General features: G+C 42.0%; 13 protein-coding genes. 4 read left to right on the top strand and 9 right to left on the bottom strand.

All coding sequences use genetic code 11. The features are described 5' to 3' along the window. Window positions 1–150: 150 nt before the first annotated feature. The 3 genes from murA to I2432_RS03525 form a co-directional block, all read right to left on the bottom strand. Window positions 151–1,410, bottom strand: coding sequence for a UDP-N-acetylglucosamine 1-carboxyvinyltransferase (murA, locus tag I2432_RS03535; protein ID WP_206156335.1), 1,260 nt, complete (start codon window positions 1,408–1,410; stop codon window positions 151–153). A 315-nt stretch (window positions 1,411–1,725) separates the two neighbouring features. Then, window positions 1,726–2,931: a methionine adenosyltransferase gene (metK, locus tag I2432_RS03530; protein ID WP_012515321.1), complete on the bottom strand. Its 1,206-nt coding sequence runs from the start codon at window positions 2,929–2,931 to the stop codon at window positions 1,726–1,728. 342 nt (window positions 2,932–3,273) lie between these two features. Then, entirely contained in the window at window positions 3,274–5,511 is a 2,238-nt protein-coding gene (locus I2432_RS03525) for a leucine-rich repeat domain-containing protein (protein WP_196819947.1), read from the bottom strand. Window positions 5,512–5,701: 190 nt separating this feature from the next. On the opposite strand from I2432_RS03525, the gene I2432_RS03520 reads away from it, so the two are divergent. Continuing rightward, window positions 5,702–7,099: an ISNCY-like element ISSeq2 family transposase gene (locus I2432_RS03520; RefSeq protein WP_115250549.1), complete on the top strand. Its 1,398-nt coding sequence runs from the start codon at window positions 5,702–5,704 to the stop codon at window positions 7,097–7,099. A gap of 511 nt (window positions 7,100–7,610) precedes the next feature. Next, window positions 7,611–8,552, top strand: coding sequence for a bifunctional biotin--[acetyl-CoA-carboxylase] ligase/biotin operon repressor BirA (birA, locus tag I2432_RS03515; protein WP_196819946.1), 942 nt, complete (start codon window positions 7,611–7,613; stop codon window positions 8,550–8,552). Here the strand turns inward: birA and I2432_RS03510 are convergent. The 3 genes from I2432_RS03510 to I2432_RS03500 form a co-directional block, all read right to left on the bottom strand. Next, window positions 8,527–8,730: a DUF3272 family protein gene (locus I2432_RS03510; protein WP_024273159.1), complete on the bottom strand. Its 204-nt coding sequence runs from the start codon at window positions 8,728–8,730 to the stop codon at window positions 8,527–8,529. The genes birA and I2432_RS03510 overlap by 26 nt on opposite strands. Before the next feature lie 380 nt (window positions 8,731–9,110). Continuing rightward, window positions 9,111–10,787, bottom strand: a complete 1,677-nt coding sequence (gene dnaX, locus I2432_RS03505; RefSeq protein WP_206158985.1) for a DNA polymerase III subunit gamma/tau — start codon at window positions 10,785–10,787, stop codon at window positions 9,111–9,113. After that, window positions 10,787–11,284, bottom strand: a complete 498-nt coding sequence (locus I2432_RS03500; protein WP_012678242.1) for a GAF domain-containing protein — start codon at window positions 11,282–11,284, stop codon at window positions 10,787–10,789. The genes dnaX and I2432_RS03500 overlap by 1 nt, the downstream gene beginning before the upstream one ends. Before the next feature lie 135 nt (window positions 11,285–11,419). On the opposite strand from I2432_RS03500, the gene I2432_RS03495 reads away from it, so the two are divergent. Continuing rightward, entirely contained in the window at window positions 11,420–12,235 is an 816-nt protein-coding gene (locus I2432_RS03495) for a PrsW family glutamic-type intramembrane protease (RefSeq protein WP_043983694.1), read from the top strand. A gap of 193 nt (window positions 12,236–12,428) precedes the next feature. On the opposite strand, the gene I2432_RS03490 is transcribed toward I2432_RS03495, so the two are convergent. Both I2432_RS03490 and udk read right to left on the bottom strand, forming a co-directional pair. After that, complete coding sequence (locus I2432_RS03490; protein WP_021320543.1) at window positions 12,429–12,701, bottom strand: DUF1294 domain-containing protein; 273 nt, start codon at window positions 12,699–12,701, stop codon at window positions 12,429–12,431. A gap of 22 nt (window positions 12,702–12,723) precedes the next feature. Then, on the bottom strand, window positions 12,724–13,350 hold the full coding sequence (gene udk, locus I2432_RS03485; RefSeq protein ID WP_012515313.1) for a uridine kinase: 627 nt from the start codon (window positions 13,348–13,350) through the stop codon (window positions 12,724–12,726). A gap of 95 nt (window positions 13,351–13,445) precedes the next feature. Between udk and I2432_RS03480 the strand changes: the two genes are divergently transcribed. Beyond that, window positions 13,446–14,528: a DEAD/DEAH box helicase gene (locus tag I2432_RS03480; RefSeq protein WP_012515312.1), complete on the top strand. Its 1,083-nt coding sequence runs from the start codon at window positions 13,446–13,448 to the stop codon at window positions 14,526–14,528. 269 nt (window positions 14,529–14,797) lie between these two features. Here the strand turns inward: I2432_RS03480 and I2432_RS03475 are convergent, their stop codons facing one another. Continuing rightward, window positions 14,798–16,084 carry a polysaccharide deacetylase family protein gene (locus tag I2432_RS03475; protein WP_012678246.1) on the bottom strand — a complete coding sequence of 429 codons (1,287 nt, stop codon included), beginning with the start codon at window positions 16,082–16,084 and terminating at the stop codon, window positions 14,798–14,800. Between the last annotated feature and the right edge of the window lie 345 nt (window positions 16,085–16,429).

The following is a 16,429-nucleotide window of genomic DNA, read 5'->3' as shown; positions in this document are numbered from 1 at the left end:
TTGAGGTCAGTATCGTCACCCCACCAACAGGATAGGCAGGGGCTTCTTCAAAACCAAAAGCCCCTAAAACCACTCTCATACCAAGCAGTCCTAGGAGCTCTAAGCTTTCATATTAGGTCATAATCATTAGGCTATGAAAGCCTTAAGTTCTTAATCCTCAATAAGCTGAATATCAGCCCCTAAGGCTGTTAGCTTATCAATAATGTTAGCGTAGCCACGTAAAATAAACTCAATATTGCTAATCTCGGTTTTACCCTGAGCCATTAGGCCTGCAATCACCAAAGCAGCACCAGCCCGCAAATCAGTTGCCTTAACCTGTGCCCCACTGAGGCGATTAGAGCCATGATAAACAATTTGGCTGCCAAGAATGGCAATATCTGCTCCCATACGAGCAAGCTCTGGCACATGGTTGACACGCTTTTCATATATCGTATCAATGATACTACCACGACCCTCAGCCCTTAAAAGCAGAGGGGTCAAAGGCTGCTGTAGGTCAGTAGCAAAGCCTGGATAGGGAGAGGTTTTAATAGTGACTGCTTTCAAAGCTTCCTGCTTTTCCACAAAAATAGAATCCTCTTCAACCGTCATTCTCACACCCATTTCCTCCAGCTTAGCAATAAAGCTCTCTAAGTGCTCGTAAAGGACATTGGTAATCCTTACCCCACTACCAATAGCGGCCGCTAAGGCAATATAGGTACCGGCCTCAATACGATCTGGGATCACCTGATGCCTGGTACCATGAAGCCTTTCAACTCCCTCAATCGTAATCACATCAGTACCTGCACCACGAATATGCGCTCCCATGTTATTTAACAGTGTTGCAACGTCAATAATCTCAGGCTCTCTAGCTGCATTTTCAATAATGGTCTTGCCCTTTGCCTTTGTCGCAGCAATCATGGTATTAATGGTAGCACCTACGCTGACAGTATCCATGTAAATATGAGCACCATGAAGCTGCTGATCCTCTGTCATCAAGCGCATGCTTTCTCCCTCGTAAGATATCTGAGCTCCCATGGCTTCAAAAGCCTTCAAATGGAGATCAATAGGCCTAGGACCCAAGTCACAGCCACCCGGCAAGCCCACAACCGCCTGCCCAAAGCGCCCCAATAGACTTCCGTAAAAATAATAAGAGGCTCTTAGGCTGTTAATTTTACCATAAGGCATAGGAATATCTTGAACCCCTCTGGGGTCAATCTCCAAGGTATCCCCCTGATAGGTCACCATAGCTCCCATGAGCTTCATGATTTCAATAAGACTGTCAACATCACTAATAGCTGGTACCCCATCTAAAGTGACAACACCATCTGCCAAAATAATCGCAGGAATGAGAGCTACAACGCTATTTTTAGCGCCTGAAACTGCCACCTCTCCGGATAAGGCTTTTCCACCATTAATAATAATTTTTCGCATACTTTCAAAACTTTCTGATACTAGAATTCAACCTTTTTATTTTATCACAAATAGCGGTCTATTACAATCACCTCATCACCAGCTGCTGCAACAGGCTTAACAACCTGCCTCTTGATCACTTTTCATAACAGGTTTTTGAGAAGCCAGACTCTTATCTGGATCTTTCTTCTGCTGCGCAGGCCTTTTTGTCTTTCATAGCCGCCAAGCCTGACAAGTTTTGCTGGACTAAAAAAGCTCCCAACTAGCAGCACAGCCACTAGCTCAGGAGCTATTATACCTTTAAGTCAAGCATCAACTAACCGGCGCTCAATCTGCTTAAGCACCCTCTGACAGTGCTGCTACCGCCTCTGTCAATGGAGATACCTTGTCTAAGTGTTCCCAAGGCAGGTCAATGTCTGTTCGCCCCATATGCCCATAGGCTGCTGTTTGCTTATAGATCGGACGCTTGAGATCAAGCATCTTAATGATCCCTGCCGGGCGCAGGTCAAAGACCTGACGAACAGCCGCTTCCAAAATACTTTCTGACACTGTTGATGTCCCAAAGGTATCCACACGAACTGAAACTGGCTGTGCAACCCCGATAGCATAGGCTAATTGAACCTCTGCTTTGCTTGCAAGCCCTGCTGCCACAAGGTTTTTAGCAATATAACGAGCTGCATAAGAGGCTGAGCGGTCAACCTTAGTAGCATCTTTACCAGAGAAGGCACCACCACCATGACGCGCATAGCCGCCATAGGTATCAACAATGATCTTACGACCAGTCAAGCCAGAATCTCCCTGAGGACCACCAATAACAAAACGCCCAGTCGGATTGATAAGGAATCTTGTCTTCTCATCTAGATAGTGGGCTGGAATAACAGCCTTAATCACCTGCTCAATCATATCTTGACGAATCTGGTCATTGCTTACTTCTGGATCATGCTGGGTTGATATAACAACTGTATCAACACGCACAGGCTTATCATGTTCATCATATTCGACCGTAACCTGTGATTTAGCGTCTGGACGCAAATAGCTGATCTCACCTGATTTTCGCAGTGTCGCTAAACGACGTACAAGCTGATGAGATAAGGAAATCGGCAGTGGCATTAGTTCTGGTGTCTCATCAATTGCAAAACCAAACATCAAGCCCTGATCTCCAGCACCAATCACATTGAAATCGTCGCTTTGTCCTTCACGTGCTTCAAGTGCTTCGTTAACCCCTTGAGCAATATCTGGTGATTGCTCAACCAAAGAAGGGTGCACACCTACTGATTCTGCTGAAAAGCCATATTCTGCCTCAGTATAGCCAATCTCAGCGATGGTATCACGAACCACACGATTAATATCCACATAGGCAGTTGTTGAAATTTCTCCAAAAACGTGGACTGAGCCTGTGTAAACGCAGGTCTCTGCAGCAACGTGTGCTTCTGGATCCTTGGCTAAAATAGCATCTAAAATAGCATCTGAAATTTGGTCTGCAATCTTATCTGGATGCCCTTCAGATACTGATTCAGACGTGAAAAGTTTACGTTCTGACATAAAAATGTCCCCCCTTAAAAAGAATGATACCCACCAGCACATATGCCAGATAGGATTTTCCTAGCCTTAGACCTCAAGCCAGCCACTGAAATAACAGGATATCTCCAGTGAGGACTTTTGGATAAGGCTTAGCGAGTTACAAAGTACCGGCTTTTAGACTGTCACCCTCAGGCAACAAAGCCGTCTTATCGGGACTTAATAACTTATTTATTATATCATTTTTAGCTGTATTTGAAAGAGCTCTTTAAGCTTTTTCACTAAAAACAAGAAAAGGAATACAGCCAAGCTACCTCAGCAGCTGTATTCCCCTCTTATTTCAGTGATTATCAGCACTAGCTGTCATTACCCATGATGATGGTCATCGTGGTCATGATCATGATGCTCATCAGCTGTCTCGTGATCATGGCTATCTGCTTCCTCATGATCGGTATCAGCCTGTTTATGCTCGTCTTGAGCAGCTTCTGCTGGTGTGGCATTATTTAGACTACCACCCTCTGCTACCTTGAAGTTCTTGATAATTCCTTGTGGGAATTGTCCTTGTTCAGCAGCTAGCTCCTCAGCTGGGAAGTGATTACCGTCAGCCTGAATGTATTTCAGCGTTTTATTAGGCTCCTTCAAGGCTAAGGTATTGATCTTGTTGCGGTTAACATTGATTGACTCTAGGGCTAAATAGCTATTCACACCCTCAAAATTAGTCAGCTGATTCTCCTCAAGATTAAGTGATTGCAAGGAGCTTTGTGTACCTGGTAAGGCCAAGCTATTAATCATGTTCTGGTTAGCTGATAGCTGAACCAGGCTCTTATTGTGCTCAAGACCTGTCAAGCTGTTAAGCTTGTTTTGGTCAACCACTAGCTGCTCTAATGCCGGTAGATCCTTGACAAAGCTAAGGCTTTGTAAATTAACCTCCTTGGCAGTGATTTCCTTGAGAGCAGAGGATTTTAAGGTTGACAAATCAAGGTCAGGGTTGTTTGACACAAAGAGTTTGGTCAATTGTCCCTTGTTTGACAAGGCACTCAAGTCCTTGATCTGATTGTGCTCCAGGCTGACAGCGACTAGCTTTTGAGCATTTGCCAGAGCAGAAAGGTCTGTAATCTTGTTAAAGTCAAGGTTAACGGACTCTAGGTTTGGCAATTCCTTCAAAATAGAAATATCTGTGATATCATTTCCTGCTGCCGAAATTACCTTGTAATGCGGAAAGGCTTTAAGGAAGCTCAAATCAGAAACACCATTTTGAGAAATATCAATTCCTTCAAGTGTTGGCAGGTTCTTCAAGAAATCATAATTTTTAATACCGGTCTGTGTCATCCACAATTGTTTGAGGTTCTTGAACTGGTAGACTGGTGTAATATCAGTAATTGGTGTAAAGCCAATACCTAAAATCTGTATATTAGGCATCAGGTTTAAACCTGCCCGCTTAAGAGGATCCTTGATCTCACCAATATTGAGATACTCAACAGTCGCCAACCATGCCTTCATTTTTTCTAGGTCTCGTTCTCTTGATGGAAACTCAGTTGGCGCACTCGCGTGAATAATCGATGAAATGACCTCTTCATCAAAGCCAAGCTTTCTCAAGGTTGCCATACCAATCCTATCCTTAGCGTGTGGATCTACCGCATGAGGATCAAACGGCTTTGATAAATCAATGTCATCAATATAGGTCGCATGACGGTGGTCACCATGTGGATAGTCAAGAATGACACCTTCTTCTGTATGCTCCACACGAATGCTGTCCTCAGGAATATTTAATGACTTAGCCAAATGTGCTTTTTTCAAAGCGATTGTTTTCTCAAGATCACTTTCAGGCTTAGCCGGTGCCTCTTCCTTTGGTGTTTCAATTAAATGCTTCCACTTACTGTGACGCAGGCTTTCATAAGTGACTAAATGATTGTGCCCATTGTGGTCAACAATCAAGCCATAAGATGTTCGACCGACAATCCCTGTACCATCAAATAAGAAGCCGTCGCTAGTTGGGTAATCAACACCTGCAAATTTTCCAGCTGGTGATGATGGATTTGACAGCGGCACATGATTAGGCACTGGGTAGGCTACCTGACCACCTAGTGAGCTTTTTAGAATATAGTGATAATGATCCCCATGACGGACAATATAGCCTAAGGCGTCCTCAGCTACAATATCAGCTGGGTTAAACACATAGTGATGGTGCGGGTCATTAGCACTAGTATGGTGATGACCTGATGCTGCCTTGGTCTGCTCAGGCTTATTTAGGTCAGCGTCTTTTGGAATCAGGTACTCAAACTTACTGCCTTTGAGGTCTGCATAAAAGATAAAGTGCGAATGCCCATCATGCTCAACAACAATACCATTTTCTGTTCTAGATAAAATTTTTGAGTCCTTCGTCAAGATAAAGCCGTCATCTGTTGGGAAGTCAATCCCCGCTACTCCCTTACGGTCTTTTCTTGTTTTCTTAACCTTTTTAGACTGCTTCTTCTTGGTGGCTTTTTTAGCTGTCTGTTTTGTCTTAGGCTGATTTGTTTGCTGCTTTGTCGACTGACAAGCTGTCAGGATCAGGTGACAGGCCATAAACAGGCTAGCCATTAGCATTAATTTTTTACTTTTCATCTTTCCTCCATAAATTAACTAGTTAAATAAGATATTAACTAGTTAATTATACCAAAAAAACAAATAATTTCAACTGTTTTCTTATTTTTAATTCATTCTCTATCATTCGAAAGTGATAATGTCTTAGCTAGGTCGAATGTGAAAATGTCCCGTCTGTTAAACTAGAAAGATGAGGAAAATAGAACTAACTATGATAGAGTCAAAGAAATACCTAGTCATCAAAGCTGTTTGTGAGGGTAAAAAACAGAAAAACAGGGCTTGTGTAGAATTAGGGTTAAGCAAGAGGCAGGTGAACCGATTGATACTAGCCTATCAAGAGAAAGGAAAGTCAGCTTTCGTTCATGGTAATAGATCAAAAAGACCAACTCATGCCATGTCTTTAGAAACAAAGAGAAGGATTATCGAGAAATATCAAAGTTACGGTGATTTAAGACCAAATGTTGTTCATTTCTGCGAACTACTAGCGGAAGAAGAAAACATCGCCTATTCAGATACAACTGTTAGAAAACTACTCTACCAAGCAGGGTTTCTATCTCCAAAGACTCAACGAGCAACGAAAAGACGATTGAAACAAGAAGCCAAACAAAAGAAAAGGGAGGCAGAAAAAAGAGGATCCAAACTCCCAACTGCTTCCAACTTCTTTGAAGAACCTGACAAAGCTCATCCCAGCCGAGCAAGAAAGAAATTCAAAGGGGAACTCATTCAAATGGATGCCAGTCAATTCCCTTGGTTTGGACAACAGGAAACACACCTTCATGTCGCTATTGACGATGCCTCCGGTGATATTGTCGGGGCTTACTTTGATACTCAGGAGACGCTAAACGGGTATTATCATGTCTTAGAACAGATTCTAGAGGTACATGGTATCCCTTTCCAATTCCTTACTGATAAAAGGACTGTATTCACTTATGCTTCCAGTCAGTCTAAAAAGATCGAGGAAGATACCTTTACACAGTTTGGATATGCTTGCCATCAGCTTGGTATTGCCATTGAAACGTCTTCTATCCCTCAAGCTAAAGGGCGTGTAGAACGTCTTAATCAGACCCTTCAATCGCGTCTACCAATTGATTTACAGAGGAATCAAATTACCAGCATCTCTCAAGCGAATCGTTATCTTAAGAGATGGATTAAACGATTTAACAAGCAGTTTGGTGGACTGGCTAGTGAGTCTGTTTTTGAGAAAGCACCTAAACCAGCCCAGCGAAACCTACTGTTAGCGAGAATCTCTGAAAGAGTAATTGATAGTGGGCATCATATTCGATATCAAAACAACTTCTACTTGCCCGTCGAAGGGGATAAAGAAATCTATTTTACGCGTAAGACAAAGGCACTTGTGATTGAGGCATTCGATGGAGACATCTACCTTAATATCGCAGACAATATTTATGCCACTAGAAAGTTACCAAAACACGAGAAGCACTCCAAAGAATTCGAAATGGTGCCTAAAACTAAAAAAGAAAGACGCAAGTATATTCCACCACAATCCCATCCGTGGAAACTTGCATCTTTCAAACAATACCTTCATAAAATCGGAAAATCTTATGAAGAATTCCAGCGTGAGAAGAATTCTTCTCACCCACAATTATAACAGATTTTTCACTTATCTAACCGATTTTTTCAAGACATTGTCATTTTCGATTGACACTGTTTTCTTATTTTTAATTCATTCTCATTCAACAATCATAGTAGCTTGGCTAGATTGGCAAGAAAATGAGCCTCTCCTACTCTCATCAAATAAACAGATAGCCTTAATGATGGCTGAGATAACAGCATACAAAGTCGTTAAAGTCACTTGTAAGAAAAAGAAGGACATATCTTACCACCACTATCTTGCTCATCAAAGCCCTACGGCTTTCAGACAAAATCTTCATAACAGCGGAAAGGCTGATGAAGCAGCTCAGACAAAAAGAGCAAGCTCCTTAACGTCAAGGATCAGAGATCAGCACAAAAATAACAGCAGGCTTCGTTAATGATTGTAATTCCTCAAAAAGAATCATTTTCTGTATAAAGGAAAGCGTTTTTGCTAGCTATTCCATCATTTCACGTCACCTGTGTTTATTTTCTCTTGAAATCCAGTCATTTTATACTATACTAGAATTATGAAGACATCTGAAAAAATTTACCAATTACTAGCTTGTAGCGATGACTATGTCAGTGGAGAACACTTGGCAGAGCAGCTCAAGCTTTCTAGAACCTCTGTCTGGAAATCCATCAAAAGCCTTGAGAGTCAAGGCCTTCACATTGAATCCCTCAAGCATAAGGGCTATCGCCTTATTCAAGGAGATATATTGCTGCCAGAGCTCATCAGCCAAGAGCTCAACATACCTTTATCTTATCATGAGAAAAGCCAGTCAACACAGCTAGACGCCAAGCAAGGAATCGAGCTAAAGCATACTGCTCCTAGGCTCTATCTCGCTCCAAGTCAGTATGCGGCTAAGGGGCGGCTTAATCGCCAATTCTTTGCGTCACCTCATGGCGGTATTTACATGTCCTTGCACCTCAAGCCAAATGTTCCTTACGCAGACATGCCTCCTTACACCATGATGGTGGCCTCTAGTATTGTTAAGGCTATTTCAAGATTGACCGGTATTGACACCCAAATCAAATGGGTCAATGATATTTACCTTGGCCATAAAAAAATCGCCGGTATCCTGACTGAGGCTATTACCTCTGTGGAAACAGGCGTCATTACTGATGTGATTATTGGCGTAGGGCTTAACTTTTTTGTGACCGAATTTCCTGAAAATCTCAAAGAACGAGCAGGCTCTCTTTTTAGTAGTAAGCCTAGCATTACTCGAAACACCCTAATCATTGACATTTGGAAGCTCTTTACCACAATACCAATCAAGGACCACATGAAGGTCTACAAAGAAAAATCACTTGTCCTTCAAAAACAAGTGAGCTTCCAAGAAAATGATCGTCAAAAAACAGCAACTGCCATTGACCTGACTGATGAAGGGCACCTCATTGTTCGATTAGACAATGGTCAGCTACAGGTCTTAAGAAGCGGCGAGATTAGTCTTTCTTCCTGGGAGGATTAACAGCATTAATGATGTTTTTGGTAAATTGATCAATAGCATAAGCACGCCTTAAATCTCTAAAGAGCAAAAGCCCCCAAAACACTGCAAAAATATAATCGCCTGAAAATAATAAATCGCTGAAAAAATAAGCTTCAAAGGCACAAATGAATGCCATAAACATAAATTGTCGAATAGTCATACTACTATTATACCAAGAAAACTAAATTTCCACTAACGATTTTCACGCAGCTTGAAGAAAAAGGCAGTTAGCCTGCTTCAAGCTTTTTTGCTGCTCTTTGATAGCCTGTAACAGTCAAATAAAAAAGAGCTCACTCTAAAAACGACGCCAAAAGCCAGCTTGATTGCTAGGCTTGTAGTCAATTGTCTCAAATCAGTGAATCACTAAGCCTTATAAGAACTCAGTCATTGGGTCACAATGACACCTAGCTCTAAGCAGCAAAAAAGAGAACCACACCGGTCCTCTCTAGCTTGGCTTGTCAGCTATCTATTAGTGCTGACAATGAGCCCTGTCATCTCCTTATTCTAGACAATTGATACACTACTAATCATCAGCTAGCGCTAATCCTCTATGAGATGAATCTTATCAGTTAAAAAGTCAAACCCCTCAGGCATGTCAAAAGTCGCTTGCTCAGGCTCTTTGGCTGTCTCTTTTTTGGTTTTGATGGTCATGGCAAACTCCGAGCGAATATGGTGGAAGTCTGCCTTTGGTACTGCCAAGATATGAGGAGAAAACCCTGCTGCCTTACTCATGATATTCCCAAACATATCATTCAAATCCTGACGCTTCATGGCCTGCTCAGCGTTAAAGGCGGCCTCAAAGGCCAAAATAGCATTTTCACTATTGGCTAAAACAGGCTCCGAGCCTAATAACAAAGCTCGATCCTGTGCAGAAATACTATCTAAAATCTCATTCCAAGCATTTTTTAGCGCTTCTAAATATTGTCGTGACTGCTGGCTATCTTGAACAGTTTCCTCCATGATTTTCAATATCTTTTCCCGATCAACCTTGTAGGTAAAGGCCTTTGGCTTGATAGAATGAGCTGGCGTAGCCTGTGCAGTTAGACCTTTTTGAGCCTGTAGCTGTGATATCGTCTCCCTCAACTGGCTAATTTCATGCTTTAAGCCATCAACATCAGCTAGCAGGCTAGATGGTATTGCAGTGTCTGTTACCTGTCCCTGCTCTGCCAGCTGAATGGTCATCATTTCAGCGTATATTCTAGGGTGGGTTCCTTTTTTGATCTCAGGCAGGTGCTTGGTTACGGTAGCAATCATGGTAAAAAGCTGATCAAAAGACACTGCAAGATTGTCATCAAAAAGAGGGGACTGCCTGTGATGATCACCACCTGATTTCACAATGAGCAGGTCTCTAAAATAGGTTAACAAGTCCGTTGCAAAACGGCTCATGCTCTTGCCACTATCATAAATCGTTTCTAGATTAGCTAAGGCCTGACTTGTTTTTTGCCTGATGAGATGCTGAACGTAGTCGTCCAAGGCTGAAATGGAAATAGAGCCTGTGATTTCTTCTGTAATAGCAAGCGTCACTTGATTGTCAAAGGATAGGCTCAAGGCCTGATCTAAAATGGATAGGGCATCGCGCATGCCACCTTCAGCCCGTCTTGCTATTAAATGAAGCGCCTCTGTTTCATAAGCTATGCCCTCTTTGTCCAGTATCGCCGCCAAATGCTCACAAATAGCTGGCTGCTTAATGGCTTTAAATTCAAATCGCTGGACTCTAGACAAAATAGTAGCTGGAATCTTGTGTAGTTCTGTTGTGGCTAGGATAAAAACCACATTGTCACTCGGCTCTTCTAGGGTCTTTAGGAGCGCATTGAAGGCCCCTGTTGACAGCATATGCACCTCATCAATAATATAAACCTTGTAGGTTGCCCGACTCGGGGCATAGGTTGACTTATCTCGAATATCGCGAATTTCATCAACACCATTATTAGAGGCGGCATCAATTTCAATCACGTCCTCCAGACTGCCAGTTGTAATATCTCGACAAATATCACAATGATTGCAGGGCTCTCCTTTAACCTGATTAGGGCAGTTCATTGCCTTGGCAAAAATTTTGGCTGCGCTGGTTTTACCAGTTCCTCTTGGACCTGAAAAGAGGTAGGCGTGACTTATCTTTCCTGACTCAACAGCCTGCTTTAAGGTGGTCGAAATAACTGACTGCCCAACCATTTCAGCAAAGGTCTGGCTACGATACTTCCGGTAAAGGGCTTGATACATTAATCCTCAACTCCAAACATGTCAAAACGAAAAGCTGTTTTTTCTAGTAATAGAGCTACAAATTGCTCTAAATAGTCTTGATCTATCTGATCATAATCAGCAACAAGACTGGAATCCAAATCCAGAACCCCAACAAGCCTGCCAGCCTTAAGCATTGGCACAACAATCTCACTCATGGCTGCTGAATCACAGGAAATGTAATTAGCATGCTTTCTGACATCATCAACGATGATGGTTTGACCAGATTGTGCTGCTTCTCCACACACTCCCTTGCCAAGCTTGATATGCACACAGGAAACCTTGCCCTGAAAGGGACCAAGGATCAATTCTTGCCCATCAAAAAGGTAAAAGCCCGCAAAAACAGAATGAGGCAAGGTCATTTTTAAGAGGGCACTGGCATTAGAGAGATTGGCCAAGGCATTGCTTTCATTAGAAAATAAGGCTTTAGCTTGAGCCAATAATAGCTGATAATGTTCAATTTTTGTCGTCTTATTCATGGTTCTTATTATAACATATCTGCTACTAATCGTTAAACGATTTCCACAGGAAAAGAATTTTAATCAGCCTCTCTAGAAAAGAAAGGGATTTTATGATAAAATAGTGAGTAATATTAAAAAGATTAGGATAGTCAGATGCCATTGTTGAGATACAAAAAGATTATCGCTACGACCTTATTTATGTTATTAGTGTTTAATGGTATTGAGTATGAATTTTTAAACCTTGTCAGTCCCAAACAAACCTTTTACCAATCCGCTGCCTTAATCCTCTCAAGCAGCCTACTAGGGATCTATCTGATTCCCTTTTCACTGGCTATTGCTTATCTCAAGCGCATCTACCAGATAAGGATCTCAACCCTGCTATTAGCTGGGCTAGGCGGTCTTTATATTAGTGGCTTTTTAGCCTCCTTTGGCAATCAGGTTTTAGAGCAGTTTTGGATTAGCCTGATAAAGCCCAATATTGCCTTAGAGGAGTGGACGGGAGCTTTGACAGGGCCTTTTGTGGAAGAGCCTATTAAGGCCTTTGCATCTATGCTTGTCATTTATTTGCTGCCTACTATCAACCTTAAGCAAAAATTAGTCATCAGTCTCATTTCTGGCATGGGATTCCAGCTGACTGAGGACATTAGCTATATTGCAAATGCGGCTGATCGGTCCATAAATGACATTTTGCCCACAACGCTTGCCAGGATTAGCAGCTCACCAAACTCTCATTGGGTCTATACTGGTATTTTTACAATGGGAGTATACCTTTTAATTAAAAAATCTCAATTATTCCCAAGGTCTCTGCAGATTTTCTGGGTGGTAGGTCCTCTAGCCCTACATTTTATATGGAACTCTCCTATCTCAGATTTAGCTGGTGTCGCTGTTATTCATGGAACAATAACAACACTTATCTTTATCAGTCTATTCAAAAAAATCCATGCCCTAGACGACAGCATCGCTTACTAGCGTCATAGGACACGAGCAACCAAGCCCAGCCGCATTTGGGCATGTGATGGCTCATAAGCATATATAGCTACTCAAGATACCGACCTTATGGTAGCCATCTTACTTGAAACTAAATATCTATCACAATAGCAGAAAAAATGACTACCAGTCTTAAAAGGGCTAGTAGTCATTTTTAGCTAAAAGCAAGCACTTCTTACAAGATATACCACTGATACAGATAATAGCAAAGCACTAGGGTGATCAGTATCCCCGTATACCATGAAAGGACAAAATACCATTTCTTCGTTTTATGGTGAAAATAATGCCCAGCTAGATAGGCTCCAATCCCACCACATAAGAGTGACAACGTTAATAGCATTTTCTCAGAAAGTCGCCATTGACCTTTTTGGGCTCTGTGTTTATCACTGCCATAGGCCGCAAAGACCACAGCATTCCAACCAAAAAGCAAGATTAGGCTTGGTAGCATTTGTCTGTCTCCAATCACAGCACTACAGCTCACCTAAGATGCTGGCAATCTTTGTGTTGATGAGATCAATAGCAACCACATTGCTAACCCCTTCTGGAATGACAATATCAGCATAGCGCTTACTTGGCTCAATAAATTGATGATACATCGGCTTGACAACGCTTGTGTACTGCTCAATAATGCTCTCAAGGCTTCTGCCACGCTCAACCATATCACGCTGAATACGACGGATAATCCGAATGTCATCATCTGTATCAACAAAAAGCTTGATATCCATCAGCTCACGCAAACGCTCGTCCTCTAATACCAGAATCCCCTCAACAATAATGACGTCCTGAGGCTCTTGGCGAAAAGTTCTGTTGCTGCGAGTATGCTCCTTATAATCATAGATTGGAATATCAACAGGCCGGCCAGCCAAGAGTTCCTTTAGCTGCTGAATCATGAAATCCGTATCAAAGGCTAACGGGTGATCATAATTAGTCTTAACCCTTTCCTCAAAGCTGATATGTGATTGATCCTTGTAATACGAATCATGCTGAATCATCGCAATTCTCGCATTTGGAAAGCTATTTAAAATGGCACGAGACACGCTGGTCTTACCACCACCAGAACCACCAGTCACACCAATAATAATGGGTTTTTTAAGCATTGTAAACTCCAAATCTAAAAGTCTTTCGGTCTATTTTACCAAATTTGCCACTATAATGCTATAATGAAGAGAAAACAAAATAAAAGGATAGACATATGATAACCAACCTTCCCACTCAATGGCAGGAAAAGCTGGCAAAGCTTGGCTTTACTAATCTCACCCCAATCCAAGAGCAGGTCTTTCAGCCCATTGTTGATGGCAAAAGCCTATTAGGTATTAGCCCTACCGGAACAGGCAAAACTCTGGCCTATTTATGGCCAAGCCTTCTCAGACTAAGTCCTAAAAAAGCCCAGCAGCTGCTGATTTTAGCGCCTAATACAGAGCTAGCCGGCCAGCTTTTTGAGGTCACCAAGGAATGGGCAGAGCCCTTAGGATTAACGGCGCAGCTCTTTATTTCCGGAAGCAGTCAAAAACGTCAGATCGAACGCCTCAAAAAAGGCCCAGAAATCATTATTGGAACACCAGGGCGCATTTTTGAATTAGTAAAGCTTAAAAAAATCAAAATGATGGCCATTAACACCATCATCTTAGACGAATACGACGACCTGCTGAGTGATTCCCAATACCAGTTTGTCCAAAAGCTCTCCCATCACGCGCCTCGTGACCATCAAATGATTTACATGAGCGCCACTAACAAGGTAGACCAAGACAGTCTAGCAGATCATACCTTGGTCATTGATCTGTCTAAGCAAGCATTGCCTTGCATTGAGCACTGCTACATGCTGGTTGACAAAAGGCATCGGACCGATATCCTACGTAAGCTAGCAAATATTCCTGACTTTCGTGGTCTGGTCTTTTTTAACAGCCTGTCAGACCTAGGTGCTACTGAAGAACGCCTGCAATATAGTGGAGCTTCTGTTGCTTCTCTAGCCAGTGATGTGAATGTCAAGCAGCGAAAGGCCATTTTAGAAGCCTTTAAAGAGCAGAGCATTTCACTGCTGCTTGCGACGGACATAGTCGCTCGTGGGATTGATATTGACCAGCTAGAATACGTCATTAACGCTGAGGTTCCCCGTAATAAAGAGCAATATACTCATCGAGCTGGTCGAACCGGTCGTATGGGACGATCCGGGATTGTCATAACTCTTGTCAGTCACCCTGAAGACATCAAGCGCTTAAAAAAATTTGCCAAGGTCACCGAGATTTACTTGAAGCATCAGCAATTACATCAAAAATAGCAGCGATCAGCTTAAAAACTAACCTCAATGCCTTATTCCTAAGGAATTGAGTGAATACTGCTGGTTTCGTTGCCAAAAGTCCAATCTTAAAAACGAACGTAAGGTTTTGACTCTATGTCAGAAATACCTTACGTTCGTTTTCTACTATATTGACGTCACTGGCTTTTTTAATAGCAGACACTAGCCATGCTTAACCAGACTAAACAATCTCTTGAAATGAGTCCACCACTTAGTCACGCGCCAGAGTCTTATTTGCTTTTTCAAACTGACTATCGACTGCCATATAGCTCAGATAAGGTCACACATTTGTAGCCTTCCGCTTTTAGGTATTCCATAATACTTGGCAGGGCATCTACACTGGTCTGGTGAATATCGTGCATTAGAACAACCCCTCCAGGCTGCAATTGCTGCTTGACATTTGCCATGATAGCAGCAGTATTGCGATTTTCCCAATCTCTGGTATCAACTGTCCAAAGCATTTCCTTAAGACCCGATGCCCTTCTAACAATATCATTAGTAGCTCCATAAGGAGGACGAAGATAGACTGGGCGTTTTCCACAAGCCTTTTCGATGGCTTGATTGGTCGTATTGATCTGTGTTTGGATCTGATCAACGGTTAGGGTCGTCAAATCAGGGTGATCCCAAGAATGATTCTCAACATCATGACCAGCAGCACTAACCTTCTTAACCAAAGCCTCATGGCCAACAACCTTAGACCCCATCATAAAAAAGGTCCCCTTGGCCTGATATTTGGCCAAAATATCTAAAACCTGCGGTGTGGTCACAGGGTCTGGACCATCATCAAAGGTCAGAGCGACCAGCTTTTGTCCCTCTTTTTCTGCCTCTTTTGCCTTCTTTTCCTCTAAATAGTCATCATAAGCAGTCTTATCTGAACCCTCTAGAAAATCTGGATTAATAACATCAAACAGGCTTGCAAGAGGTATTGACATATGACCAAGTAAAATAAGATTACCCGAATCAATGGCAAAACCATCGCTTAATACCTGATTTTTTTCTATCATCGTATCAGTGCTCAGCTTGATCTCTTTGCCTGGATAAAGCTTGCCAACCTCTTCCTCGATGCGATCTAAGCGACCAGCAACTAGCTCCTCTAGCTTAAAGGGGCTATAATCCTCTTTCACATGGTAACGACTAACAGCCTTTTCTGTAGTCTTTTTTAGACCAAATAACTGAGGCTTGTAGACCGTCTTGTAGATAACCAATTGATTGACCTGCTTGATATGTGAAGCCTCAAGCTTAGGCTTTACCATGATAACAGCCTTGTCAGTCTGCTTGCCTTGATACAGAGACATAGGCAGATTTGACACATAAAAATCGTCAGCCTTCTCAATCGGAGACAGGTAATACCAATCCTGCTTCCCTTTCTTGAGGTGCTTGACCTTTTTGATCTTTGGACTATCCTTAGAAGCAGTCTGTTCGAGCTTAATGACTCTCTGAGTATCCTGCCCTATTTTCCAAGATCTAATGAAGGTAAACGCAACACCGACCAACAATAAACTTAATAAAATAATGAGAATATAATTTAGCTTTTTCAATCTCGTCCTCCAATTACCCTACAATTTTAACACAAGATAGTTGGAAAATAAATAAAAAAAGTTAGGTTTCCTTAACTTTTTTCAGTTCAAAATAAGGGCAAAAAAATGTTTTACGGTGCAGGATTTGCCTGAGTTATTTTCCCTTTATCACAGCCATTTGTCACTGGATAAGGGGCTAGACATTATACCTAAAGCTTCTCTTTATTGCTATCATTATTCTGACATTCTTAGGCATGCTATTTCCCTTGATAGGACTTGATTGCTGTTTCTTTAGCTTGTAAGGATCTCTTAAAAATGAGACTATTTTTAAGCCTATAATTTATATATTCGAAAAATTTTGACAAA

It is taken from the genome of Streptococcus equi subsp. zooepidemicus (genome assembly GCF_015689395.1).
Taxonomy (GTDB): Bacteria; Bacillota; Bacilli; order Lactobacillales; family Streptococcaceae; genus Streptococcus; species Streptococcus equi.
This window is presented reverse-complemented; position numbering and strand designations above follow the sequence as displayed.